Below are 24635 nucleotides of genomic sequence, written 5' to 3'. Positions count from 1 at the left end.
GAAGAAGGAAGTTGACGAACGTTAGCTTCTTTTTTGTTGGATAGAATTCTTGACGAAATGCTTGCTTGACTTTACAATATCAGTATGATTAGATTTTTAATTCCAACCGCAAAAGAAATGAAGCCCCTTGATGAAGTTCCGTATCAGAAGATTTCTGAAAAGAGTGTGGCTATTCTCAAAGAAATGGCAAAATTATCCACAGATGACTTATCCACAGTTTATAACATTAAACCTGAGCAGGCTCGCAAAGAAAAGCAGCGCTGGGATAGAATTTTGTCTGGAGAAGCAAGGAGCTATCCTGCAATAGAGCTTTTTAATGGCTTGATGTATCGCCATATTAAACGTAGTGACTTATCCACATGTGAAAAAGATTTCTTAAGCCAACAGGTGTTTATAACATCTTCTTTTTATGGGATTATTCCAGCTTTTTATTCAATTCAGGAACATCGTCATGATTTTCATACCAAGGTTAAGGTTAATGGTCAGTCCTTAAAAAACTACTGGCGTTCTGAATATGATAAATTCTTAGAAGAAAGTCAAGTTTCAGTTGTTTCCTTACTTTCAAATGAATTTGAAGATGTCTTTAGTCCAAGTCTTCGTAAGCAGTTATTCACAGTTAGTTTTATGGAAGACCGTAATGGCCTTCTTAAGACACATTCAACGATTTCTAAAAAGGCTAGAGGAGCCTTTTTGACAGCTGTAATGAAGGAAAATTGTCGAACCATAGATGCCTTACGAGAATTATCCTTTGATGAGTTCTACTATCGTAAGGATTTATCTTCTGATAGTGAATTGGTTTTTGTAAAGAAAGTTAAAAAAGCCTGAGTTACAAACTCAGACTTTTTTATATCATGTCTTTACGATCGACTTGCTCATAGTTGTTTTGACCGTCATTCAACTTGTCCCAGATAACAACCTTTCCTTGATCAAGAGATTTTTTGACATCAATAATACGTTGATTAGATGATCCTCGAAACTGGAGCATAAGGTTCTTCTTAGTAATGTCAAAACGTCCATCTACAAGAATGTCAACGAGATGAAGAAGTTCTAGCTTATCAGGAGTTTCAAGCATTAGCTCTTCCCAAGTATAACCAGTCCAAGACCAAATGTCTTTTTCGGGTAGTTCCTTATGAATGCGTTTGACTAGGGGAATGAGAATTCCTGTGTTTAGGAAGGGTTCACCACCAAGTAGCGTGAGACCTTGCACGTAAGGTTGAGCTAGATCCCTCATGATTTGTTCTTCAAGTTCTTTAGTATAGGGAATTCCTGCCTTAAAGGACCAGGTGGCAGCGTTATAGCATCCCTTACAGTGAAACATGCAACCAGATACGTAAAGGGAGTTACGTACGCCTTCACCATCAACGAAATTAAAAGCTTTGTAGTCAATAATGCGTCCTAGGCTAAGTTCTTCAGACTTCCATTCCTGTGGCTTTGGTGTATTCCATGTCATGATTCTACTCCAAATCTATCCAATAGCGCTCAGTTTCATGGCGAATGTCCTCCAACTGACCACCGTTGGCTAATATAACAACTCGGCTAGCAGGATTCTTGATACTACAAGTGACCAGAACACGATGAATATTCTTTTCTTTAGCTATTTGTAAGCCTTGACGGAGAGATTCTTTCGCATAACCCTTTCCTCGTTCGGATGGACGGATAGAGTAGCCGATATGGCCCCCTTTTTCTAGTAAGTAGTCATTTAATCGGAGACGAAGGTTGAGAAAGCCAAGAGCATGGCCTGCTTCGTCAAAACTAACCAGCTGGATAGCAGGAACCCAGTTTTCAGGAATATTTAGTCCCGCTTCCGCTTGAAGATTTTCTTCTAGCCACTCTTCATAAACAAAATTGTCGGGGTTCCAAAATCCACCATCATGGGAAGATTTCTCCCTTTCAAATTCAGTCATCATATCTAAGATAGCTTCTTTATCTGTGTGACTTGGTCGGCGTAAGATCATATTATTTCTTCTTTCCAGCTTTTTTCAAAAGGGCTTGGACACGTGCTTTTTTATCGTTTTTGACGGTTGCATTTTTTTCGTGGTAACGTTCCACTTGTTGCATACCTTTATAATCTAATTGATATTTTCCCATTATATTCCTTTCTAAAAATGAAATAAGCAAAGCAGTTGGAAGGTATCATCCAGCTGCTTCTAGTTTATTATAATGTATTCTAGGTCTTATTAAAGGTGTTTACCTTCATATTTTATGGTTGAACCATTCATATGTTTCACACGGGCAGAGATTTCTTTGTGGCGTCCTTTAACCATAGGGCGAGCCTGTGGATTTCCTAAATAACCACATGTGCGTTTGACGACATCAACTGTTTTTGGATCTGTGTTGCCACAGTTAGGGCACATGAATCCACGTTCTGTTGGGGTGAAGTCCCCTTCAAAGTCACACTTGTAGCATTTATCTATTGGAGTATTCGTTCCAAGATAACCGACACGGTCATAAGCAAAGTCCCAGACAGCTTCGAGTGCTTTAGGGTTTTGCTGGAGGACTGGATATTCACAATAATGGATGAATCCACCAGTTGCGCCAGCTTCTGGGTAAGCTTTTTCGAATTCTAATTTTTCAAATGGTGTTGGATTTTTACGAACATCGTAGTGGAAAGAGTTGGTGTAATATTCTTTATCTGTGATATCAGTCACGACACCGAATTTTTCAGTATCCAAACGACAGAAGCGATCAGTCAAACTTTCTGATGGTGTTGAATAAACAGAGAAATGATAATCATATTCGTCAGACCAACTTTCACAAGCATTTTTCATAGCTTTTACGATATTTAAAGTAAATGCCTTGGCTTCTAGATCTGTCTCCCAGTCACTACCATAAAAAACAGATGCTACTTCATAAAGCCCAATATAACCAAGTGATACGGTTGCACGACGATGTTTAAAGAGTTGATCTACATTGTCGAACTTGCCAAGTCGTTGACCGAATGCACCATACTGATAAAGAATAGGTGCATTGGCAGGTGTAGCTTCTTTTACCCGTTCAACTCGGTAAACAAGAGCATCTTTAGCAATTCCTATTCTTTCTTCAAAAATTTCCCAAAATTTATCTTGGTCTCCTTTAGATTCTAGGGCAATTCTAGGGAGATTAAGGGTGACTACGCCAAGATTCATTCGTCCAGAATTAACTTCAACGCCATTTTCATCTTTCCAACCCTGAAGGAAGGAACGACATCCCATAGGGGCTTTGAAGGAACCTGTCAATTCAATGATTTTGTCATATGATAGGATATCTGGATACATACGCTTAGTAGCACATTCAAGTGCTAGCTGTTTAATGTTGTAGTTAGGTGAATTAGGTTCCAAGTTAAGTCCGCGCTTTAGGGTGAAGATGAGTTTAGGGAAAATGGCTGTACGGTGTTCGGAGCCAAGTCCTAAAATACGAACTTGTAGGATGGCTTTTTGGATTTCACGCTCAAACCAGTTTGTTCCCAAACCAAAACCGAGAGAGGTGAATGGTGTTTGACCATTTGAGGTGAAAAGTGTATTTATCTCGTACTCAAGAGATTGCATAGCATCATAAATATCTTTACGCGTTTTAGCACGAGCATAGTCTTCCTGTTTTTCCTCAGTCACCCATTCTTTAGCATCTGCTAAATGTTTCTTGTAGTTGAGTTCTGCATAAGGCGCTAAAAACTCATCGATACGGTCAGCAGTACAGCCACCATACTGACTAGAGGCAACATTTGCGATGATTTGTGAAATTTGTGCTGTTGCAGTTTGAATGGATTTGGGACTTTCTACTTCAGCGTTACCGATTTTAAAACCATTTGCCAACATACTTTTGAAGTCAATCAAACAACAGTTTGTCATAGGCGTGTAAGGGCTGTAGTCTAAATCGTGGAAATGGATATCTCCCTTTTGATGAGCATTTGCTACATGTGGAGGAAGCATCTTAAGTCCAACGGATTTTCCAACAATACCTGCGGTTAAATCACGTTGTGTATTGTATAAATCACTATCTTTATTGGCATTTTCATGAACAACAGCCTGATCTTTATTAACCAGCTTGTTAATGGTGAAATTGATATCAGTAGCCTGAGAACGCTCAAAATCACGTTTGGTACGGTAGTTAATGTATTCTTGAGCAATAGCGTATTCATTAGCTTCGAGTAACTCATGCTCTACGATACTCTGAATTTCGTATATTTTGATATTGTGAGAGAAGCGATCATTGATTTCGGCCACAATACGGTTGGCAATTCCCTCCAATTTAGTCTCAATTAATGGTGTGATAGGTGTAATAGCTTCGTTTGCTTTGAGAATAGCTTCATATATTTTACTTGAATCAAAGACAACCATACGACCATCGCGTTTGATGACTTTGATATCAGGGTTGATTGTAACCTTTTCTTTTTCTAATGTAATCATCTAAAAATCACCTCGTTACTAATTATAGCACTAGGCAAAAAAAAATCAATATATTGTGGTATATTTTTATATCAACCACTATATATTGATTTTTCAACCTATTTTAGGACATAGACAGTATATTGTTCAACGCCTTTTACAGGTGCTTTTTTATAGTTTTTTGAAAGTGTCGATTTAACCTCAGACGGCAATTGCGTATCTTGCTGGACAACGATATATTGTGCAGAGTCCTGAATAAGAGTGTCTAAAAGAGCCTTTTGATGACTTGGTTTAGCTGTGTTAAGTTCTGGAAGAACAAATGGTGAAGCTGATTTACGATTACTTTTCAAATAAATTTTTGCTGATGAATCATAAACGTAAATAGTTTCATCTTTCTTGGTATTTTTAGCGAGGTAATTTGCGACAGTGCTACGTTCAGCATTATTTCCTAAATTAAATAGGAACATGATGATTGGCATAGCAAAGGCAAATGCAAAAACTATTATAGGTAAGAAATAATTACGGCTAAGGAAGATACCAAAAACTTTTAGCGTGTGGATTTGGTTAGCATTACGACGTCGGTGAGAGGTTCGCTTCGCTCTTTTTTTAATAGCATCATCTAAAGAAAGTGCTGTCAAGACTAGACCATAAGGTACGATGTTGAGAATACTGTAAAGTCCAAAACTTTGGGAGAACAAGCTGTAAACCACTGTAAAGATAAAACTAAGGAGTAGTACCCACTTGATACTCTTATCTTTAGCATAGCCCATAAGGTGGTTGCTTGTAGTAAGTGCACCAATAAGTAATCCAGAGCCGATAACAGCAAAACTTTGGTAAGCTAACGTAAGTAGAAAGTTATTTTTTTCTACAGTGAGTTGTGTAAAGTTGTAAACCAAAACTTGGTTAACATAGTCTGATGTAATTTGTAAATTTAGGATAAAGTAAAGACATAGATACAATACTAGAATGTTACCAAAAATAATACAAAGAACTTGATAAAAACCACGAGCAAAGTGTTTGTTGACAAGGTTGTAAATGAAGATTGTCACAAGTGACAATATCCAGAAAATAAGAGTTCGAGCTTCAAAAAGAGCTCCCGCAGTGCCAGCGAAGCCGTAAAGAATAAAGGCTTCATCACGACTGTAACCCGCAAAGTAACGAGTTAAGAAGAAGATGGCACCTAGGACAAAAGGCATGGCAAATTGGATAGGGTAGAGACCACCAAAACCAAATGTGCCGTTAATTACAAAGAAAATGATACTAATTAGAGTGGCAATCTCCTTATTACTTGTCATGTGCATGACAGTCTTGTAAAGGTAAGTACCAGAAAGATAGTAGGTAAGGGTTTGTATAGGAATTAGCCAAAGAGTTGATCCTAAACGGAAAGCCAGAGAAACTAGGAAGTAATAAAAGAACCCACCTGTCGCAAAAAAGTCAGAGTAAGGTAAGCTACCATTGGCAAACATTTTTGCAATGTAAAGGTTTTGAGACTGTATATTATTGGAAAAGTCTGTAAAGTAGGGAACTGATATACTAAAAATACTCAAAATCAAACTGAGAATCAGGATATGACCTTTATGCTTCCGTGGAATTGAAATCTTAGTTTTTTTCTCTGTTTGAGAAGAATTAGAATCGTCTGTATGTCCCTGAATTGTCACTTCAATCTTTTCGGATTGATTATCTTGTGTATGAGATCGATGGTGGCTTCGATGATAACCTTGGTAGACACTTGAATCTAAAGTATTGTCTTTGTTGTATGGACTCACAATTAAACTCCTTTGTTGACATTTGGAAAGTTATAAATAAAAGGGTCTTATCCCCTAATTGTCTTATTTAAAGTATATCAGATAATACCATTTAGTCAATTTTCCTCTAATTTCTTACATTTAAGAAAAAAATATCTAAAAAAGAGACTGAGATACAATATCCCAATCTCCTTTTAACAAGTCATTTCTTTGCCTATGGCATTGCTTATTTATTAGTTTTCGTCGATAAAGCTATTGAAAACTTCTTCAATCATATCCCATTCAGCATCTGAATCTTCAGGGATTGGTTGAAGGTCGCCTTCAGTACCGTCTTCATTTTCAGTGAATGAGTATGCTTGGATTTCAATTTCTCCGTTAGCATCTTCTTCAGCACCAGCTGGTACCAAAAGAACATAGTTTTTACCAAATTCTTCGCGTCCATCAATAGTCAACAAGATTTCAAAAAGTGTTTCATTTCCTTGTTCGTCTACTAAAGTGATGACTTCATGATCATGGTTGTGGTCGTGATTGTGTGACATATTGTTCTCCTTTTTGAAGAGAGCGCTGAATAGTGATGAAAATCTAGTATATTTGCTTGGTAGTTTACTAGATTTTCGTATGGCTATTAGGTCTCTATTACACTTTCTTAAAACATTCGATCGAGGTAGTTTTGTAGAATAAGTTGGGCAGCTAATTTATCAATAACTTTTTTACGTTTACCACGGCTGACATCTGCTTGTTCAACTAACATACGCTCGGCTTGAACAGTTGTCAAGCGCTCATCTTGGTAATCTACAGGAATTCCAAAGATTTCCTTGATTTTGTCTCCATAAGCTTTGCTTGCTTCAACACGCGGTCCTTCAGTGTTATTCATATTTTTAGGAAGACCAACAACAAATTTTTCTATCTTATATTCTTTAACGAGCTCGCCTAGTCGGTCAAAACCAAACTCTTCAGCCTCCTCGTCAATTTTGATAATTTCAACGCCTTGGGCTGTAAAACCGAGGGGATCACTAATCGCAACTCCTACTGTTTTTGAGCCAACATCAAGTCCCATTACTCGCATTAGAGGTCAATTCCATTTCCTTTAAGATAATAGCGAACGAGTTCTTCAACGATTTCATCACGTTCGTATTTACGAATCTGGTTACGGGCGTCATTATAACGCGGAACATAAGCAGGGTCACCGCTCAGAACATAACCGACGATTTGGTTGATAGGATTATAACCTTTCTCAGCCAACGAACGGTAGACATTTGTCAAAGTATTACTGATTTCATCTTTGCTACCGTCGTCTAGGTTGAAACGAACAGTTTCATCTGTAAATCCCATACTGACACCTTCTTTCTATAAGAATTATCTGTTAGTTCTTTATTATAACATAAGTATAGCCAAAAGGGAAAGACGATGAACAAAAAAAGAGATGACTAAAGTCATCTCTCTATATCCAATAAGATTAAACGCGTTCAACTTTACCAGATTTAAGCGCACGAGCTGAAGCCCAAACTTTTTTAGGTTTACCATCAACAAGGATAGTAACTTTTTGAAGGTTAGGTTTAACGGCACGTTTAGTTTTGTTCATAGCGTGTGAACGGTTGTTTCCAGAAACAGTTTTACGTCCTGTAAAGTAACATACTTTAGCCATTTCGTGTTTTCCTCCTAGGTAGAATTTATTACGGATGTGCTAGCACCACATACCAAAACATTCTATCATAAGAATTTAGGTTTGACAAGAACTATTTATAATTTCTTTTTGTAACAAAATAGTATATGCTTATTATAATAAGAAAAAATCAGTTAAAAAAGGAGAGAAGATGCCAGATAATCTTGCTCTACGCATGCGTCCACGTACAATTTCAGAGGTGATTGGTCAGAAGCATTTAGTTGGTGAAGGTAAAATTATTTGCCGTATGGTAGAAGCAAATATGCTGTCGTCAATGATTCTCTACGGGCCACCAGGAATCGGGAAGACCTCAATAGCTAGTGCTATTGCAGGAACAACAAAATTTGCTTTTAGAACCTTTAATGCTACTGTTGATAGCAAGAAACGCCTACAGGAAATTGCGGAAGAGGCTAAATTTTCAGGTAGCTTAGTTCTGCTTCTAGATGAGATTCATCGTTTGGATAAAGCTAAACAAGACTTTTTATTACCACTCTTAGAGAATGGTAATATTATCATGATTGGGGCTACAACGGAAAATCCGTTTTTTTCTGTCACACCAGCCATCCGTAGTCGTGTACAAATATTTGAATTGGAACCACTCTCTAACGAGGATATTAAGGAAGCTATTCTAGGAGTTCTAGAGGATAAGGAGCGTGGCTTTGACTTTGATGTCCAGTTAGATGAAGATGCTCTAGATTTTATTGCTACGGCTACTAATGGTGATTTACGTTCGGCTTATAATTCCTTAGACTTAGCTGTCATGTCGACGCCAGCTTCAGAAGATGGATTTCGTCATATTACTTTAGATACAGTGGAAAATAGTTTACAACGTAGCTATATCACCATGGATAAAGACGGTGATGGACACTATGATGTGCTTTCTGCTTTGCAAAAATCTATTCGAGGCTCTGATGTTAATGCCAGTCTTCATTATGCAGCACGTTTAGTTGAAGCAGGAGATCTCCCTAGTCTAGCACGACGCTTGACTGTGATTGCATACGAGGATATTGGTTTAGCTAATCCTGATGCGCAAGTTCACACGGTTACAGCTTTGGAAGCTGCACAGAAAGTAGGTTTTCCAGAGGCTCGTATTTTGATAGCCAATGTAGTTGTTGACTTAGCTTTATCTCCTAAGTCAAACTCGGCTTATATGGCTATGGATGCTGCCTTGGCAGACCTTAGAAAATCAGGAAATTTACCGATTCCTCGTCATTTGAGAGATGGACACTATGCTGGAAGCAAGGAACTGGGCAATGCACAAGATTACAAGTATCCTCATGCTTATCCTGAAAAGTGGGTTAAACAACAATATCTTCCGGATAAATTAAGAGGTGTGAATTATTTCCAACCCAATGAAACCGGGAAATATGAAAGAGCTCTTGGAGCTAATAAAGAACGGATCGATAAGTTATCTAGGTAATACGAGAGGAATCAACGAAAACGATTGCAAAAAAATTGATTTTTCCTCTTGCAATAATTTTCAAAAGTGGTATTATAAGAACATAGAAATTGCTGTGGTATACGAATCCACATATAAGTGTTGACCGACTAATTTTTGTATTATCGGGAGACAGAGGTCTATTAACAGTGTGCAGGCTGGCTCACCCAGAAGCAACTGAAGTTAGTAGCGAGTCGCCCACCTGCTTTTTACGTCGCGGGTTCAATACAAACCGTGGATCATCGGTACCAATACAGCATCCAGCCTCCTTAGCTCAGTTGGTAGAGCAGTGGACTCTTAATCCATGGGTCACAGGTTCGAGCCCTGTAGGGGGCATAGAAATACAGAAGAAAAAGCCTTGATTTAAAAGGCTTTTTTGCTTGTCTATAACTGATTTGCCCCATCATTTGCCTCATATTTTTTTATGAGCAATCTTTCCAGACATCTTTGATTTGATTAAATTCCTCAAAAATTTTCTCCTCTAAAGTGTGTCCATATACTTCTACTAACATTGAAATATCTCTATGCCCTAGAATTTTTGCAATAACCCCAAGGTCAAATCCTTTGTGCCAGAGGTAACTTCCATAGGTATGACGTGCTCCTTTTGTCGTGATAATTGGATAAATATCTAATTCATTTAAAAGAACACTCAAAGCTTTATTGACACTAGCAATATCTGGTACCATATGAATATATCCATAATGCTGAAAAATCATTTTATACCTGTTCTTGATACCTAGCTCTTTATTAGCCTTCTCTTGTTCAATTTTTAGGACTTGTAATATCTTAATACATTCTTCGTCTATCGGTACCATACGAATAGACGTTTTGTTTTTTGGAGGGACAAATTTATGAGAAAGGGTATTAAACCTTCTATATGTTTTTAACAGTCCTCTGTCAAAGTCAACTTCATTCCAAGTTAACGCTATTAACTCTCCAAACCTCATCCCTGTTTTTAATAGAAAATAGACGATATAAGGAACAATTGATCGTTGGTAATCAAATTTTCTCTTTACTGCTAAAAGTAAATCCAGATAGTCCTTTTCTGTATGCAAATATTTCTCTTCGGTCATCTGTTGTTCTTTGGATGAAAATAACTCGACATGTTGTGTAAAATCATCTATTAGAACTTTGTCGGCAATTGCCATTTGGATGCTCTGATGGATTCCAGTATTCAATCTACCAAGAAAATTTCTACCAACTGTTTGCCCATACTTATTCATTATTCTTTGGTATTCACTCGCACGAATTTGAGTGACTTTTTTATTTCCAAATAATCTTTCAATTGTGTTTTTACGGAGAAGATATTTTTTCTTTGTCTCTTCCGACCTGCTACTCGGTAGAATTTTTAGTTCAAGCCATTCTTGATATAGATCTACAAGAGAAATATCTCTAGAAATTCTTTTCCCTAAACGAAGTTCTTGCAGAATCGGTTCAGCTTCTGACTCTGCAAGCTTTTTTGTTTTAAAACCGCTATTATGAGCAACAGTCTTTCCTTCGTTACGAATTTCATAGGTCCATAAGTTGCTATCTCCTCGCTTTCGATAACGAACACTTGCCATATTACGCCACCTCTGTTCCTAGAATCTCATTTACAACACTTTTTGGAACAACCATCAAACGTTTGCGATTATAAAATGTATAGCCTCGTGATACAAGTAATTCTCTTGCCTGATGAATGATATCATTCGCTGTATGAGGGCGATAGCCCATTTCAATTAATTCTTTGTTACTAATTAAATTATTGTCCATAGTTATCCTCCTTATTTATTTTCTAAATTCAGAAACTCACCTACAAGTAGTTGTAATTCTGTATTTAATTTAGGGAGATTCTGTATTAATACTTCTTTTAATTCTTCCGCAAATTGGTTCGTTTCTTCTCTCAATAGTTTGCGGACTCTTGTTTTTTTCTTTTTGATGCTGTCTGATTTTAAATTTGGAAAAGCCAATGATAACAGTTCAGGATTGTTGAGAAAGATAATTGTAAATGCTCTTTGCTCTACTCGAATATGTTCTAGCTTATAAAATCCGAAATTATCAAGTCGATTCATAATATCTTGGACCATCTCCTCACCAATCGCTTTGGTTCTGAGTTGGAACTCCAGTCTCCACCAAAACGGATTTACAGCCAAATCTAGCTTCTCTTCGCGCTTGTGAGCAATGATTTCTTTATTCTTATCATATAACCTAACTTGTACATTACTACCGTTAGAACCCCAATATTTCGTCTCTAATTCGCCCCCTCGACCATAGAAGACCTTATGGGTAACACCACCTTTAATATGTTGCAAATTAACGATATCAGGCCTGTTGAAAATGTCAAATGCTAAATCAAAACGAGACAAACGTACCATCAATGAATTCAATCTGGCAAAATACATTAATTGCCTCCATACTTTCATTCCATCAAATTCTTTTAAAGTATTAGGATTGAAATCAATTCGAATTAATTGTTCACCTCCATAAGTGGATAATTGAAAAAATATAATATTGATCGAATCATACTCATTAAAAACTTTAGCTAAAGTAAAGACATCATCTCGAACATTATCATATATTTCAAATGAGTCAACTTTTGTACTTATTGCCTGTTTCAGATTTTTGAAAATTCGTCTTAGGGAACCAGTGTCTGTATCCCAGATAACCGTTAATCTATCAATACTGACATCTAACCTCTGTACTAATTCTCCTATTTCACATCGTTCTTGAATGCTTCTTAAATCTTGTATAGAAACCAACAAAATTGTCCTCCCTTCTTTTAGATTTTTTAGGTCTCAGAAACACTGTCAAATCAACGTTTGCTCGTTCCGTCGTTCTTTGGACGTTGTCCTAAGTGTCCCTTTTTGCTGGCTGTTAGAATAGCCAGCTTTTGCTTGGCTAGAAATTGTCTGGACGGCAGTCTTCGGGACTTCGCCTGACTTCCCGTCAGGCTCGTCCTTTGCCCTTGTCCACACAATTTCTAGCACCAAGGCTTCGAATAGTCATAAGTCATAGTCTCGTCCTCAACTTCCTCCTCACTCACTATTCCTAAACTTATGAACTATTTTGTATCATTTATAACTTATTTACAAGTTATAAATATATTTTATAAAAATTATTTTGGGTAGTCAACTAAAAACTTGATTTGTAAGTTTATAGGTGATAGAATAAGTTAAAAATAAAACACAGGAGTTTATCATGACCTTTATTATTCAAAATTTTGGACCCAATTTGGCACGACTACGCATAGAAAAAGGAGTAAGTCAAACTCAACTTGCAGAAGATTTAGGAATCGGTAAACAGTCCGTCTCTGACTACGAAAAACAAAAAAGCTATCCTACCTTTGCAAATTTAGATAAGATAGCAGAATATTTTGATGCAACTCCAACCCAACTATTTGGAACTAGTAAAGAGATTGAATTAGAAAAGAGTGTTCTTGAATCGAATGAATACTCTGATAAAGTAAGTGAAATTTTAAAAGCTGTCAAATACATCGAACATTTCCTACATACTGATGGACAGCACTTAGAGGATTTACTTTATCTAACAAAAGGCAACCAACTATACACAGAAGATGGAGATGAGTTGTATATTGATCCAACTTCTCAGAAAAGAACATTTCATACTCAATATGAACCTGGTTTTATTGTAGCAAGAGAAAAATCTCCACTAGAACTCTTGATTGAAAATAAGGAATTGTTTGATAAATAGAAAAAAGCGAGGATAACCTCGCTTCAGATTGAAGTTAAAATCTTTAGAAGACACTTTTATAAGGACTTTGTCTTCAATCTGTGAAAAGGAGTGAAAACTCCTTTTCTTTTTTTAAGTCAGACTGAAACTTCCAAATTGTTTATTTATTTTATTGATGTTTCCTATCAAAAGAGATACAATACTTTTGTAATCAAACTATACTATATAGGGGGTATTGAAATGAAATTTTCTAATCGTTTACTGCTATTCCTTGCAGGAGTTGTTTTTGTCCTTTTAGGACTTTTCCTATTTACAAACCCAGTAGCTAATCTTGTTGCTTACAGCTGGTGGATTGCATTTGGTTTACTGGTTTCTTCTATAGCAGCTATTTTAGGCTATTTCTCTGCACCAAAAGAGCTTCGCTCACCTGTTTATCTTTTCCAAGGGTTTGTTAGTCTTCTCTTAGCTCTTTACCTCGTTGCTTATGGCTTTGTGACTCTGCCGGTCGTCATTCCGACCATTGTAGGAATTTGGTTAATTGTAGAAGCCATTATTGCTTTCTTTAAAGGCAATCGTCTAGGATTGATTTTCCCTATTATTGGTAGCAATATCACGTGGGTAGCCTTGCTTGCATTTTTACTAGGTCTAGTGATTCTGTTCAATCCAGTGGCTACAGGTGTCTTTGTCGTTTATGTCATTGCCTTTGCATTTTTAGTTACTGGCTTCACCTACATTATTGAGGCCTTTCGTAAATAGTCTAGTTGCTATTTCTATCGCATTCAAAAAAGCTGGGAAATCATATTCTCAGCTTTTTCGTCTCTTTAATTATCACTTTTTCGCATTCCATTCTGCGTAGAATTGCTCCAAGTATTCTTCCAAAAAGTGATGGCATAGTGCTCTAGCATTCGATAAGTTGCAATAATAACCGGTCGAGAACGGGGCATCGACTCAATCATACCGAAAATAAAAGAGCGAATGTTATCTGCAAAAAGAAAGCTTAGATTCTTTGCGATTTCAACAAAAAAAGCACTGTTTGTACTGACCCCAAAAAGTTAGACAAGTAATTTAAGTGAAGGATTTAGTTCTGTATTTCACAGGACTAATGTAAGTGGCTCATTTGGACTATCCTCCTGTTTTGTTTTGTCACTTACAGTATAGTCTTTTTAGGCTTTTCTTGTATTTTGAGTTTAACTAATGCATGTTCTTAAAATTTCCTAAGTCTACCAACAGCTCTATCCAAATCTTTTTTTAATCAAAATTTTAAAGTTGTCTAATTTATAGAATATAAGTTTTGTAATAAAACCTCAATCTCTTTGTAAAATATTGTATATTACATAAAAGATTATTGTATGCTATAATTCACCTTGTGTAGCAGTATTTTGTACTACTAAATATAGGAGATTTTATTCTATCTCTATAAAGTAATAAAGGAGTGTAAGCCCATGGAAAATGTTGTTGTCTCAATTTTTGATATTGAAAGTGAAGCCTTTCAGGCCTTTTCAGAATTAAAACAGTTTGGTCAAACTGAAAATACAAAATTAGCTCAGGCTTCAATTGTAAAAGCTGAAAATGGTGTTGTTAACGTCAAAGATAGCTTTGATTTGATGGATTCCCTAGGAGATGATTATTTCGAAGGCGGATTAATTGGTAGTTTAATCGGAATTTTAGGTGGACCACTAGGTGTTCTCTTTGGTTTTGCTGCTGGTGGAGCAATTGGCGCCTCCGTTGGTTCAGACAAAGAATTGGCCAATTCGGTATTAATTACAACCGTTAGTAATAAGTTGACAAATGGCGAAGTAGCTATTATTGCACTTGTACAAGAAAATGATGAATCTGTTTTAAATTCTATTTTTGAAAAGTATCAGGTTCACATTGCTAGGTGGGATGTCGCTACTGTTGCGGCAGAAATAGAGTCAGCTCTCAAAATTCAAGAAGATTTAGAGCATCAAGCTAAAGCTCGCTTAATTGCGGATAAAAAAGAAGCTCGTCGTGAAAAATTTGATAAATTGAAAGCTAATATTAAAGAGAAATTTTCGAAAAAAAATTAACAGACTGAAGAGACTGAGGTAATTAGGAATCGGTAAACAGTCCATCTCTGATTACGAAAAACAAAAAAGCTATCCTACCTTTGCAAATTTGGATAAGATAGCAGAATATTTTAATGCAACTCCAACCCAACTCTTTGGAACGAGTAAAGAGATTGAGTTAGAAAAGAGTGTTCTTGAATCTAATGAATACTCTGATAAAGTAAGTGAAATCTTAAAAGCTGTCAAATACATCGAGCATTTCCTACATACTGATGGACAGTACTTAGAGGATTTACTTTACCTAACAAGAGGCAACCAACTATACACAGAAGATGGAAAAGAGTTGTATATTGATCCAACTTCTCAGAAAAGAACACTTCATACCCAATATGAACCTGGTTTTATTGAAGCAAGAGATAAATCTCCACTAGAGCTCTTAATTGAAAATAAGGAGCTATTAGATTAAATAAAAAAAGCGAGGATATCCTCGCTTTTCTATTGTAAAATCTTATTCTTCATTATCAATCATCAAACACTCTGCCTGTGAGTTGGTACATGAGGTAAATGTGCTCCAAGGTTTTGACAATTCGCGTCACATGAAGTTATTTAAGCATCTCCTTTTCTCTCATTACCATTTTCTGTTATAATAAATTGTACTTCTAGAATAGAAAGGTCTTAAGATGGCAACTCTTATTAAGCATAAACGTGTAGAATTTTCAGAACTTTTTTATGACTTAGTTTTTGTTTTTGCAATTTCAAAAGTAACTACTTTAATCGACCATCTTCATAACGGTATTTTGACTTGGAATTCTTTCCTTGATTTTTTCATTGCTATTTTGGTTCTCATCGATTCCTGGATGATTCAAACCGATTATACCAATCGCTATGGAAAGAACTCTTTATTTAACATGGTAATCATGTTTATCAAAATGGGACTTTTACTCTTTATAGCCAATATGATTGGACCTGATTGGCAACAATATTTTCATTATGTCTGTTGGGCTATTGGTACATTAACCCTTACCTTATTTTTTCAATATTTGGTTGAGTTTTTTAAAAAATCAACCGATAATGTTCATAGGGAAAGTATCAAAGGTTTTCTATGGATAACAGGTCTACGAAGTTTAGAAATCTATCTAGCAGCTCTTCTTCCTATTTACATTGGAGTCTATATCCTTTATGCTAGTATTCTGCTAACATTTATTACGCCAATTATCTTGCTTAGTAAAGATAAGCATTACCAGGTAAATCTCCCCCATTTAATCGAGCGCATCTCCCTTCTTGTCATTATTACGTTTGGAGAGATGATTATGGAGCTAGCTAACTTCTTTACAATCGAGAATTTCTCGATTTATTCGGTTCTTTATTTCATTATTATGATTTCTCTGTTCTTGTTTTATTTTGGTCAATTCGACCATGCTATTGATGAAAAATCTAATCAAAAGGGGCTATTTCTAATTTACAGTCACTATCCTATTTTCATTGGGCTTATGATGATGACTGTATCGATGAGTTTTCTTCTGAATCCTGAAGCTAATCGTCTCTTTGCAACCAGCTTCTCTTATATCGGATTTGGCCTCTTTCAAGCTGCTGTCCTAGTAAATGGGCCCTATAACAAACACTATCTTCGCTATTCGAAAAGTTACTACTGTGTCCAAGCGACACTCTATCTGGCTGCCTTGATTCTCTCTTTAATCTTTGCTTCTAATCCTATAATAGTAGTAAGTATTACAACCATTTTAGCTCTAGCTATAGCTATTCATTCTATTTATTTTTATATGACACAGACTAAAAAACATTCCACACCTTACTGGGAGTTGTTTTAATGAGTTTATAAGATTAAAAAGCTTTGGGAACCAAGGCTTTTTTTTCATTAATTTGTTTTTCCATTTTATCCTCCAATTTGATCTCGCACTGACATTTATTTATAACAAAACTATATATCTAGAATAGCATAATCATTAGGTATTATAGGTTTTCAAACCAAATACGAGTCATTCGTTTTTGCCCCACTTTTGCCCCATTTTTAAATCCTGACATTGAAAACACCTAAAAGTATTTCCCTAAAATCAGCTATATTTCAACATTTTTGTTTATTTTCAATATGAAAAGTTCTTACAAATCCATGTAGGGGGCAGCTTAATATCGAAAAGAGACTTGATTGTAGGTCTCTTTTTTATTTTTCTAAGAAAGAACTCACTTTAAACAGAACTTTACGTGCTTGTTTGTCTAAACGAGAGTTGTTCCCAATGATAATTTCTTCTAAATATATGCTTTGTGTTATGATAATAGTCAAGAAACAGAATTGAAAAAGGAGACATGAGTTGAAAATTGCAATCATTGGCTATAGTAGTTCTGGAAAGTCGACTTTGGCAAGTTTTCTAGGTCAACACTACAATTGTGAGGTGCTTCATTTAGATAAAATTCATTTCACATCAAACTGGAAAGAGCGGACAGTTAATGAAATGACTGATGATATTTCAAAATTTATGTTACAAAAGGATTGGATTATTGAAGGGAATTACTCGGCCTGTCTTTATGAAGAGCGTATGAGAGAAGCTGACTGTATTATATATTTCAACTTTAATAGAGTTAATTGTCTCTATCGGGCTTTTAGGAGATATTTAAAATACAAGGGGCGGACGCGTCCTAGCATGGCGGAAAATTGCAATGAAAAATTCGATTTCGAATTTGTGAAATGGATTCTATTAGATGGACATTCACAAAAGAATGTAACGAAATTTAAAGTTGCTGTAAAAAAGTATCCTGACAAAACAATAGTTTTAAAGAATCAAAAGCAGTTAAACGATTATATTATGAAGAAGGTTAAATAACTGCTATAATAATTTAGTCATAAAATAGTTGGTAGCTCTACATAAGATGTGAGATTAAAAATATATAGTAAAAAATTAGTTGCAATCTTGGTTGTAACTGTCAGAATATTTTGATATAAACGCTTTCATCGTTGAACAATTAGTCTCTTTTCTGATATAATAAAATGTAACGCAAAACTTGTGGGTGAAATTCCCACCGTGAAGTTTTTCAAGAAAGGTGGAGGCAGTCTCGAAAAGATGGAGCTGTCCGTTATCAAAATAATATGACATCAGTAGTTGTTGTGGGTACCCAGTGGGGTGATGAAGGTAAAGGGAAAATTACAGATTTCCTAAGTCAAGATGCCGAAGTGATCGCACGTTATCAAGGTGGAGACAATGCAGGTCACACGATTGTTATCGATGGTAAGAAATTTAAATTGCACTTGATTCCATCAGGTATTTTCTTCCCAGAGAAAATCTCTGTTATCGGGAACGGTGTAGTGGTCAATCCTAAATCACTTGTCAAAGAGTTGGAATATCTTCATGCCGAAGGTGTGTCAACAGAGAGCCTTCGTATTTCTGACCGTGCGCACGTTATCTTGCCGTACCACATTAAACTTGATCAACTGCAAGAAGCTGCTAAAGGTGATAATAAGATTGGTACAACTAACAAAGGTATTGGTCCTGCCTATATGGATAAGGCTGCGCGTGTAGGTATCCGTATTGCCGATCTTTTGGACAAAGAAATCTTTGCTAGTCGCTTGAAGACAAACTTGGCTGAGAAAAATCGTCTTTTCAGTAAGATGTATGAGTCTGAAGAGTTATCATTCGATGAGATTTTCGAAGAATACTACGCTTACGGACAACAAATAAAACAATACGTCACAGATACATCTGTTATCTTGAATGATGCTCTTGATGCCGGTAAACGTGTCCTCTTTGAAGGGGCTCAAGGAGTTATGCTTGATATTGACCAAGGTACTTACCCATTTGTAACGTCATCAAACCCAGTTGCGGGTGGTGTTACAATTGGTTCTGGTGTTGGACCTTCTAAAATTAATAAGGTTGTGGGTGTATGTAAGGCCTATACGAGTCGTGTTGGTGATGGTCCTTTCCCAACTGAGTTATTTGATGAAGTGGGTGAACGTATCCGTGAAGTTGGTCATGAATATGGAACAACAACTGGACGTCCACGTCGTGTAGGATGGTTTGACTCAGTAGTAATGCGTCATAGCCGTCGTGTATCAGGGATTACAAACCTTAGCTTGAACTGTATCGACGTTCTTTCAGGTTTTGATACTGTGAAAATTTGTGTAGCCTACGATCTTGATGGTGAGCGCATTGATTACTATCCAGCTAGCCTTGAGCAATTGAAACGTTGTAAACCAATTTATGAAGAATTGCCAGGTTGGGAAGAGGATATTACAGGTTGCCGTAGTTTAGATGAGCTTCCTGAAAATGCCCGTAATTATGTTCGTCGTGTTGGTGAGTTGGTCGGTGTACGTATCTCTACCTTCTCTGTAGGACCTGGACGTGAACAAACAAACATTCTTGAGAGTGTTTGGTCAAATATCTAATAATGAAGACAAAGAATCTAGAAAACTAGGTTCTTTTTTCTTTAGTCAGTAAACAGAATAAGGCCATATATGACTTGATAACTGTTAGAAAAAAACGCGTGTCAATTTTTCGATAGTATTAGGAAAGAAGTCTTTCTATTTAATTAGTTTTTCGGTATAATATGGTTTGATTAAATGAAAATTAATGAGAACCTACTTTCATAATTTAGGAGTATGTTCACAATTGTAACAAAGAGAATAAGTGAGCAGATTTTCTAAGAGCTTTGGATAAGAGGTGAGTAATGAATAAGGTTGTGTTTGTTTGTCTGGGAAATATTTGTCGAAGCCCTATGGCGGAGTTTGTAATGAAAGCGCTTGACCAGGATGGGTCTTTGCATATCGAAAGTCGTGCAACTTCTTCTTGGGAACATGGAAATCCAGTTCACCAAGGAACCCAAAAGATTTTAAGGCAATATGCAGTTTCTTTTGATTCTTCCAAAAGTTCACAACAGATAAGTCGGTCAGATTTTGAATTCTTTGATCTGATTTTGGGGATGGATGAGTCAAATGTTGAGGATCTTCTACAAGTATCTGCGGGTCGTTATGACGATAAAATTAAGCTCTTTAGACCCGGCGGGGTTCCGGACCCATGGTACACAGGTGATTTTGAAGAAACATACAATTTGGTAACTGCAGGTTGCCAAGACTGGTTACAGTGGATTAAGGATAGACAATGAATTTTAAACAGCTAAAGAATTTTGATTTTAAAAATATTGATCGTAATCGATTTGAGCGTATCACGGTAGGGATTATTATTTTATGTGCTCTGTCCTTGTTGTTGGTGACTATAAAAACGCAACATTCTATTAAAATTGATGGGACTAAAATTACCTATAAAGGCCAGATGCAGAACCATCGTTTAAACGGCCAAGGAACTCTGACTTATGATAATGGTGATACCTATACGGGTGGATTTAAAAATGGTTCCTTTAATGGTAAAGGAACTTTTAAATCTCACGAAGGTTGGACTTATGAAGGTGAGTTCAAATCTGGTCAAGCAGATGGGCAAGGAAAATTGACTACTGAAAATAAGGCTATCTACAAAGGAAAATTTAAACAGGGGATTTTTAAAGGATGAGAATTAACTGGTTTTCTTATATTCGTGTGACAGGGCTTTTTTTGGTTCTTGTCTATCATTTCTTCCCAAGCATTCTCCCTGGGGGATTCATTGGTGTTGATGTTTTCTTTACCTTTTCAGGCTATCTGATTACGTCACTTTTGATTGATGAGGTGGCTAGGACGCAGCGCATTGATTATCTTGGTTTTATGCGACGACGCTTTTACCGTATAGTACCACCACTTGTACTGATGGTGCTTATCTGTACCCCTTTAGCACTCTTGGTTCGAAATGATTTTATTGCAGGCGTCGGGCGTCAGATTACCTCTGTTATTGGTTTTGTAACTAACTATTATGAAATTTTAACTGGTGGGAATTATGAGAATCAGTTTAACCAGCATATCTACCTCCACACATGGAGTCTAGCTATTGAGGTTCATTATTATATTCTTTGGGGTGCCTTACTTTGGTTCCTAGCAAAGCGTGTTAAGCATCAAAATCAATTTAGAGGTCTAGTTTTCATGGTATCTCTTACCTGCTTTACGGTAAGTTTCCTCTCAATGTTTGTTAGTGCTTTCTTTGTTGATGGTTTTTCTCGCTTGTATTTTTCTTCAATTACGCATGCTTATCCTTTCTTTTTAGGTTCGCTTTTTGCGACGCTTTCAGGTGTACATGAGACGACTGCTAGGTTTAAGAAAAATGTTCGCCTATGGGAACTTAAAAAGACGGTCCTTTATATGGTTGGTAGCTTTGCTCTGCTCTTATTGTTGGGCTTAGTCCTTCATTTTGAAGAACGTATTACCTATCTATTTGGGTTTGTTTTGGCTAGTTTGTTTACGGCTGTCATGATTTACTCTGCACGTATTCTCCATGAGAAGTTACCTGGTAAATCAGAGCCTGCGGTTATTAGTTATTTAGCGGAAATCAGCTACAGCGTCTATTTGTTCCATTGGCCGCTATATATTATCTTTAGTCAATTGACCAATAATATTATTGCAGTCATTCTTACAACGATTCTGTCAATTGTTTTTGCAACACTTTCCTACTATATAATAGAGCCATTTATTGCAGGAAGAAAGGCAAGTATCTTTGGAATAGATTTGGACTTGACACCTTACCGACATATTGTGCTCTATGTCTTCAGTGGACTCACCTTAATTACAGTGCTCATTTCTCTCTTTGCACCAGCTGTTGGGAACTTTGAGAAAGACTTGGAAGCTAACGGATTGTCACAAGCTCAAACTAAGATGAAATTGACGCGTACCAATGCGGAGAACAGTCAGGCTACTTCATTTGGTGTGAATAAAGGAGTGACAATTCTAGGGGACTCTGTTGCTCTTAGGTCGAAAGATCAGATTGAATCAAGTATTGATAATGTCGCTATAGATGCAGTAGTAAGCCGTAATCTATCAACAATCAATGACTTACTTAAAGATTATGCGGATAGTAACGCTCTTGCCAAGGATGTTGTTATTGCTGGTGGTGTTAATGAGATTGATGATTACAAAGGTGTTATTAATAAAATCATCAAGAATTTACCTAAGGGTCACCGTATTATCTTTGTGACACCATACAATGGTAGTAAGTCTGGAAATGAAGCTGCATCTTTAGTTCAGTTACGTAAGTATGAGTTAGAGATGGCTAAGAAATATGACTTTGTGACGGTTGCTGATTGGTATCAAATTGCTAAAGAAAATATTTCTATTTGGAATGGTACAGATGGGGTTCACTTTGGCTCTGATAGTGACTCTATTAACCGTGGTGCTAAATTATATACTAATACAATCAAAGAGGCTATCGCGAAAGCAAATAAGAAACCTGTTAAAGGTGGTAAAAAATAATCCAAATAATAAAAAGAGAAGGCAAGGGTTGTCTTCTCTTTTTGTGAACAAATTTTGACTCAGTTTTTTGTTTTGTGCTAAAATAAGCCTATGGCAAGAATATTGGATAATGACTTACTAGGAGATGAAGAGTACGTTGAACGTACCCTTCGCCCTCAGTACTTTAAGGAATATATTGGTCAAGATAAGGTTAAGGACCAATTAAAAATTTTTATAGAAGCAGCTAAACTCCGTGATGAGGCTCTAGACCATACCCTTTTGTTTGGCCCACCTGGTTTGGGTAAAACGACTATGGCGTTTGTAATAGCCAATGAGATGGGAGTGAATTTGAAGCAAACGTCTGGGCCGGCAATTGAAAAGGCTGGTGATTTAGTTGCCATACTTAATGACTTGGAGCCGGGGGACATCTTATTTATTGATGAGATCCATCGTATGCCTATGGCAGTGGAAGAAGTTCTTTATAGTGCTATGGAAGATTACTATATCGATATCATGATTGGAGCAGGTGAAACAAGTCGTAGTGTTCACCTAGACCTGCCTCCCTTCACTTTGGTTGGTGCGACCACACGAGCAGGTATGTTGTCAAATCCTTTGAGAGCTCGCTTTGGGATTAATGGTCATATGGAATATTATGAGTTACCTGATTTGACAGAGATTGTAGAACGTACTTCGGAAATCTTTGAAATGACAATAACACCAGAGGCAGCGTTGGAATTAGCGCGTCGTAGTCGCGGAACACCACGTATTGCTAACCGCCTACTTAAGCGCGTGCGAGACTATGCTCAAATCATGGGTGATGGTATCATTGACGATAAGATTGCAGATAAGGCATTGACTATGCTTGATGTAGATCATGAAGGGTTAGACTACGTTGACCAAAAAATCCTCCGAACTATGATTGAGATATATGGGGGAGGGCCCGTTGGCTTAGGTACTTTATCAGTTAATATTGCTGAAGAGCGAGAAACAGTAGAAGATATGTACGAACCTTATCTAATCCAAAAAGGTTTCATTATGCGTACACGAACAGGACGTGTCGCAACGGTTAAAGCCTATGAACACATGGGGTACGACTACACTCAAGAAAGTTGATAAAAAATCCATCTAAGGTGGATTTTTTGTTTACTCAAAAAAGAAAATAAAGAAAAAGGAAAAAATTTTTAAAAAAACCTTGCAATGAGTGGGGTCTTTTGTTATTATATTATGGTGCTGTAAATACAGCGCTTAGCTATGATACAAGAGGTTGCGACACGCCTGGTTGCACTGCCACGCAATCCGTGTTGGTTTTCTTGAGGAGCTAGCCTATTATCTTAAATAGACGAAAGAGGAGAAAAAATGGCAAACAAAAAAATTCGTATCCGTTTGAAAGCTTACGAACACCGTACACTTGATACAGCGGCTGAAAAAATCGTAGAAACTGCAACTCGCACTGGTGCGACAGTTGCTGGACCAGTTCCACTTCCAACTGAACGTAGTCTCTACACAATTATTCGTGCGACTCACAAATATAAAGATTCTCGCGAACAATTTGAAATGCGTACACACAAACGTCTCATCGACATCATCAACCCAACTCAAAAAACAGTTGACGCTTTGATGAAACTTGATCTTCCAAGTGGTGTGAACGTCGAAATCAAACTTTAATTTAAAGATTGATTCATTGAGCATAAAAAACGCTCGTTAAAAACTTTTTTGAGCATAAAAAACGCTCATAAAAAACTTTTTGAAATACATTAAAGTAAAGGAAATATTTTCTCATGACAAAAGGAATCTTAGGGAAAAAAGTGGGAATGACTCAAATCTTCACTGAAGCAGGTGAATTTATCCCTGTTACTGTCATCGAAGCTACTCCAAACGTTGTGCTTCAAGTTAAAACTGTTGAAACAGACGGTTACGAAGCAGTTCAAGTTGGTTTTGACGACAAACGTGAAGTATTGAGCAACAAACCTGCCAAAGGCCACGTAGCGAAAGCTAACACAGCTCCTAAGCGCTTCATTCGTGAATTCAAAAACATTGAAGGCTTGGAAGTTGGATCAGAAATCACTGTTGACACATTCGAAGCTGGAGATGTTGTTGACGTAACTGGTACTTCAAAAGGTAAAGGTTTCCAAGGTGTTATTAAACGCCATGGTCAATCACGCGGACCTATGGCTCACGGTTCTCGTTACCACCGTCGTCCAGGTTCAATGGGACCTGTTGCGCCTAACCGTGTTTTCAAAAACAAACACTTGGCAGGACGTATGGGTGGCAACCGTGTGACAATTCAAAACCTTGAAGTTGTACAAGTTATCCCAGAGAAAAACGTTATCCTTATCAAAGGTAACGTACCAGGTGCTAAGAAATCTCTTATCACTATCAAATCAGCAGTTAAAGCTGCTAAATAATAAGAAAGGAGAAATCAGTTA

General features: G+C 36.8%; 28 protein-coding genes, 1 tRNA gene and 1 other RNA gene. 17 read left to right on the top strand and 13 right to left on the bottom strand.

Annotated features, from left to right (window positions below; all coding sequences use genetic code 11):
* The first annotated feature begins 84 nt into the window (after nt 1-84).
* Entirely contained in the window at nt 85-825 is a 741-nt protein-coding gene (gene yaaA, locus EL076_RS09575; RefSeq protein ID WP_003091997.1) for a peroxide stress protein YaaA, read from the top strand.
* A 19-nt stretch (nt 826-844) separates the two neighbouring features.
* Here the strand turns inward: yaaA and nrdG are convergent, their stop codons facing one another.
* From nrdG to rpmB, 9 genes are all read right to left on the bottom strand, one after another.
* On the bottom strand, nt 845-1450 hold the full coding sequence (gene nrdG / locus EL076_RS09570; RefSeq protein WP_003092012.1) for an anaerobic ribonucleoside-triphosphate reductase activating protein: 606 nt from the start codon (nt 1448-1450) through the stop codon (nt 845-847).
* Between the two features lie 4 nt (nt 1451-1454).
* On the bottom strand, nt 1455-1955 hold the full coding sequence (locus EL076_RS09565) for a GNAT family N-acetyltransferase (RefSeq protein ID WP_048788680.1): 501 nt from the start codon (nt 1953-1955) through the stop codon (nt 1455-1457).
* Between the two features lies 1 nt (nt 1956).
* Nucleotides 1957-2088, bottom strand: coding sequence for a hypothetical protein (locus tag EL076_RS10440; protein WP_002885877.1), 132 nt, complete (start codon nt 2086-2088; stop codon nt 1957-1959).
* Nucleotides 2089-2177: 89 nt separating this feature from the next.
* A complete protein-coding gene (gene nrdD, locus EL076_RS09555) occupies nt 2178-4382 on the bottom strand; it encodes an anaerobic ribonucleoside-triphosphate reductase (protein WP_126430103.1) in 2205 nt (734 codons plus the stop codon).
* A 98-nt stretch (nt 4383-4480) separates the two neighbouring features.
* Nucleotides 4481-6127 carry a hypothetical protein gene (locus EL076_RS09550; RefSeq protein ID WP_126430102.1) on the bottom strand — a complete coding sequence of 549 codons (1647 nt, stop codon included), beginning with the start codon at nt 6125-6127 and terminating at the stop codon, nt 4481-4483.
* A gap of 212 nt (nt 6128-6339) precedes the next feature.
* Nucleotides 6340-6645, bottom strand: a complete 306-nt coding sequence (locus EL076_RS09545; protein WP_002887079.1) for a DUF1292 domain-containing protein — start codon at nt 6643-6645, stop codon at nt 6340-6342.
* A 107-nt stretch (nt 6646-6752) separates the two neighbouring features.
* Complete coding sequence (gene ruvX, locus EL076_RS09540; protein ID WP_048788677.1) at nt 6753-7172, bottom strand: Holliday junction resolvase RuvX; 420 nt, start codon at nt 7170-7172, stop codon at nt 6753-6755.
* The gene (locus EL076_RS09535; RefSeq protein ID WP_002885737.1) at nt 7172-7438 is read right to left on the bottom strand and encodes an IreB family regulatory phosphoprotein; all 267 of its coding nucleotides are present in this window, start codon (nt 7436-7438) and stop codon (nt 7172-7174) included. Before EL076_RS09535 ends, ruvX begins: the two co-directional genes overlap by 1 nt.
* A gap of 124 nt (nt 7439-7562) precedes the next feature.
* Entirely contained in the window at nt 7563-7751 is a 189-nt protein-coding gene (gene rpmB / locus EL076_RS09530; protein ID WP_002885786.1) for a 50S ribosomal protein L28, read from the bottom strand.
* A gap of 169 nt (nt 7752-7920) precedes the next feature.
* Between rpmB and EL076_RS09525 the strand changes: the two genes are divergently transcribed.
* The 3 genes from EL076_RS09525 (at nt 7921) to EL076_RS09515 (ending at nt 9543) form a co-directional block, all read left to right on the top strand.
* Nucleotides 7921-9189, top strand: coding sequence for a replication-associated recombination protein A (locus tag EL076_RS09525; protein WP_003092076.1), 1269 nt, complete (start codon nt 7921-7923; stop codon nt 9187-9189).
* A gap of 86 nt (nt 9190-9275) precedes the next feature.
* Nucleotides 9276-9470: non-coding RNA, 6S RNA (ssrS, locus tag EL076_RS09520), on the top strand.
* Nucleotides 9471-9543 (top strand) — tRNA-Lys (locus tag EL076_RS09515). It abuts the RNA gene before it with no gap.
* An 86-nt stretch (nt 9544-9629) separates the two neighbouring features.
* Here EL076_RS09515 and EL076_RS09510 read toward each other — a convergent pair.
* Genes EL076_RS09510 through EL076_RS10520 form a run of 4 tightly spaced genes read right to left on the bottom strand, consistent with a single transcriptional unit; the run spans nt 9630 to nt 12176 of the window.
* Entirely contained in the window at nt 9630-10769 is a 1140-nt protein-coding gene (locus EL076_RS09510) for a tyrosine-type recombinase/integrase (protein ID WP_003091984.1), read from the bottom strand.
* Between the two features lies 1 nt (nt 10770).
* Entirely contained in the window at nt 10771-10959 is a 189-nt protein-coding gene (locus EL076_RS09505; RefSeq protein WP_000369785.1) for a DUF3173 domain-containing protein, read from the bottom strand.
* Nucleotides 10960-10970: 11 nt separating this feature from the next.
* Nucleotides 10971-11948: a replication initiation protein gene (locus EL076_RS09500; RefSeq protein WP_048788676.1), complete on the bottom strand. Its 978-nt coding sequence runs from the start codon at nt 11946-11948 to the stop codon at nt 10971-10973.
* 45 nt (nt 11949-11993) lie between these two features.
* Nucleotides 11994-12176, bottom strand: coding sequence for a hypothetical protein (locus EL076_RS10520; protein ID WP_311043116.1), 183 nt, complete (start codon nt 12174-12176; stop codon nt 11994-11996).
* Between the two features lie 208 nt (nt 12177-12384).
* On the opposite strand from EL076_RS10520, the gene EL076_RS09495 reads away from it, so the two are divergent.
* The 13 genes from EL076_RS09495 (at nt 12385) to rplC (ending at nt 24614) form a co-directional block, all read left to right on the top strand.
* A complete protein-coding gene (locus EL076_RS09495) occupies nt 12385-12897 on the top strand; it encodes a helix-turn-helix domain-containing protein (RefSeq protein WP_070475379.1) in 513 nt (170 codons plus the stop codon).
* A 219-nt stretch (nt 12898-13116) separates the two neighbouring features.
* Nucleotides 13117-13632: a DUF308 domain-containing protein gene (locus tag EL076_RS09490; protein ID WP_126430101.1), complete on the top strand. Its 516-nt coding sequence runs from the start codon at nt 13117-13119 to the stop codon at nt 13630-13632.
* 686 nt (nt 13633-14318) lie between these two features.
* Complete coding sequence (locus tag EL076_RS09480) at nt 14319-14924, top strand: DUF1269 domain-containing protein (protein WP_002916827.1); 606 nt, start codon at nt 14319-14321, stop codon at nt 14922-14924.
* Between the two features lie 28 nt (nt 14925-14952).
* Nucleotides 14953-15369 (top strand): helix-turn-helix domain-containing protein, encoded by a 417-nt coding sequence (locus EL076_RS09475; protein ID WP_071788307.1) that lies wholly within the window; start codon nt 14953-14955, stop codon nt 15367-15369.
* 214 nt (nt 15370-15583) lie between these two features.
* Entirely contained in the window at nt 15584-16729 is a 1146-nt protein-coding gene (locus tag EL076_RS09470; RefSeq protein ID WP_126430100.1) for a low temperature requirement protein A, read from the top strand.
* Nucleotides 16730-17227: 498 nt separating this feature from the next.
* Nucleotides 17228-17737, top strand: coding sequence for a DNA topology modulation protein (locus EL076_RS09465; protein WP_003092030.1), 510 nt, complete (start codon nt 17228-17230; stop codon nt 17735-17737).
* Between the two features lie 263 nt (nt 17738-18000).
* Nucleotides 18001-19293 carry an adenylosuccinate synthase gene (locus tag EL076_RS09460; RefSeq protein ID WP_003092081.1) on the top strand — a complete coding sequence of 431 codons (1293 nt, stop codon included), beginning with the start codon at nt 18001-18003 and terminating at the stop codon, nt 19291-19293.
* A 281-nt stretch (nt 19294-19574) separates the two neighbouring features.
* Nucleotides 19575-20009 (top strand): low molecular weight protein-tyrosine-phosphatase, encoded by a 435-nt coding sequence (locus tag EL076_RS09455; RefSeq protein ID WP_037621236.1) that lies wholly within the window; start codon nt 19575-19577, stop codon nt 20007-20009.
* Nucleotides 20006-20410, top strand: a complete 405-nt coding sequence (locus EL076_RS09450; protein WP_003092069.1) for an MORN repeat-containing protein — start codon at nt 20006-20008, stop codon at nt 20408-20410. Before EL076_RS09455 ends, EL076_RS09450 begins: the two co-directional genes overlap by 4 nt.
* Nucleotides 20407-22230, top strand: coding sequence for an acyltransferase family protein (locus EL076_RS09445; RefSeq protein ID WP_003095826.1), 1824 nt, complete (start codon nt 20407-20409; stop codon nt 22228-22230). The genes EL076_RS09450 and EL076_RS09445 overlap by 4 nt, the downstream gene beginning before the upstream one ends.
* 90 nt (nt 22231-22320) lie before the next feature.
* Nucleotides 22321-23322, top strand: coding sequence for a Holliday junction branch migration DNA helicase RuvB (ruvB, locus tag EL076_RS09440; RefSeq protein ID WP_003095828.1), 1002 nt, complete (start codon nt 22321-22323; stop codon nt 23320-23322).
* Between the two features lie 243 nt (nt 23323-23565).
* Nucleotides 23566-23874, top strand: coding sequence for a 30S ribosomal protein S10 (gene rpsJ / locus EL076_RS09435; protein WP_002885653.1), 309 nt, complete (start codon nt 23566-23568; stop codon nt 23872-23874).
* 113 nt (nt 23875-23987) lie between these two features.
* Complete coding sequence (gene rplC, locus EL076_RS09430) at nt 23988-24614, top strand: 50S ribosomal protein L3 (RefSeq protein WP_002885755.1); 627 nt, start codon at nt 23988-23990, stop codon at nt 24612-24614.
* Nucleotides 24615-24635 lie beyond the last annotated feature (21 nt).

The sequence above is a fragment of the Streptococcus vestibularis genome, from assembly GCF_900636445.1.
GTDB lineage: Bacteria > Bacillota > Bacilli > Lactobacillales > Streptococcaceae > Streptococcus > Streptococcus vestibularis.
This window is presented reverse-complemented; position numbering and strand designations above follow the sequence as displayed.

Coding starts and splice junctions, on each gene's coding strand:
- yaaA (WP_003091997.1), top strand. CDS start 85: ATGATTAGATTTTTAATTCCAACCGCAAAAGAAATGAAGCCCCTTGAT.
- nrdG (WP_003092012.1), bottom strand. CDS start 1,450: ATGACATGGAATACACCAAAGCCACAGGAATGGAAGTCTGAAGAACTT.
- EL076_RS09565 (WP_048788680.1), bottom strand. CDS start 1,955: ATGATCTTACGCCGACCAAGTCACACAGATAAAGAAGCTATCTTAGAT.
- EL076_RS10440 (WP_002885877.1), bottom strand. CDS start 2,088: ATGGGAAAATATCAATTAGATTATAAAGGTATGCAACAAGTGGAACGT.
- nrdD (WP_126430103.1), bottom strand. CDS start 4,382: ATGATTACATTAGAAAAAGAAAAGGTTACAATCAACCCTGATATCAAA.
- EL076_RS09545 (WP_002887079.1), bottom strand. CDS start 6,645: ATGTCACACAATCACGACCACAACCATGATCATGAAGTCATCACTTTA.
- ruvX (WP_048788677.1), bottom strand. CDS start 7,172: ATGCGAGTAATGGGACTTGATGTTGGCTCAAAAACAGTAGGAGTTGCG.
- EL076_RS09535 (WP_002885737.1), bottom strand. CDS start 7,438: ATGGGATTTACAGATGAAACTGTTCGTTTCAACCTAGACGACGGTAGC.
- rpmB (WP_002885786.1), bottom strand. CDS start 7,751: ATGGCTAAAGTATGTTACTTTACAGGACGTAAAACTGTTTCTGGAAAC.
- EL076_RS09525 (WP_003092076.1), top strand. CDS start 7,921: ATGCCAGATAATCTTGCTCTACGCATGCGTCCACGTACAATTTCAGAG.
- EL076_RS09510 (WP_003091984.1), bottom strand. CDS start 10,769: ATGGCAAGTGTTCGTTATCGAAAGCGAGGAGATAGCAACTTATGGACC.
- EL076_RS09505 (WP_000369785.1), bottom strand. CDS start 10,959: ATGGACAATAATTTAATTAGTAACAAAGAATTAATTGAAATGGGCTAT.
- EL076_RS09495 (WP_070475379.1), top strand. CDS start 12,385: ATGACCTTTATTATTCAAAATTTTGGACCCAATTTGGCACGACTACGC.
- EL076_RS09490 (WP_126430101.1), top strand. CDS start 13,117: ATGAAATTTTCTAATCGTTTACTGCTATTCCTTGCAGGAGTTGTTTTT.
- EL076_RS09480 (WP_002916827.1), top strand. CDS start 14,319: ATGGAAAATGTTGTTGTCTCAATTTTTGATATTGAAAGTGAAGCCTTT.
- EL076_RS09470 (WP_126430100.1), top strand. CDS start 15,584: ATGGCAACTCTTATTAAGCATAAACGTGTAGAATTTTCAGAACTTTTT.
- EL076_RS09460 (WP_003092081.1), top strand. CDS start 18,001: ATGACATCAGTAGTTGTTGTGGGTACCCAGTGGGGTGATGAAGGTAAA.
- EL076_RS09455 (WP_037621236.1), top strand. CDS start 19,575: ATGAATAAGGTTGTGTTTGTTTGTCTGGGAAATATTTGTCGAAGCCCT.
- EL076_RS09450 (WP_003092069.1), top strand. CDS start 20,006: ATGAATTTTAAACAGCTAAAGAATTTTGATTTTAAAAATATTGATCGT.
- EL076_RS09445 (WP_003095826.1), top strand. CDS start 20,407: ATGAGAATTAACTGGTTTTCTTATATTCGTGTGACAGGGCTTTTTTTG.
- ruvB (WP_003095828.1), top strand. CDS start 22,321: ATGGCAAGAATATTGGATAATGACTTACTAGGAGATGAAGAGTACGTT.
- rpsJ (WP_002885653.1), top strand. CDS start 23,566: ATGGCAAACAAAAAAATTCGTATCCGTTTGAAAGCTTACGAACACCGT.
- rplC (WP_002885755.1), top strand. CDS start 23,988: ATGACAAAAGGAATCTTAGGGAAAAAAGTGGGAATGACTCAAATCTTC.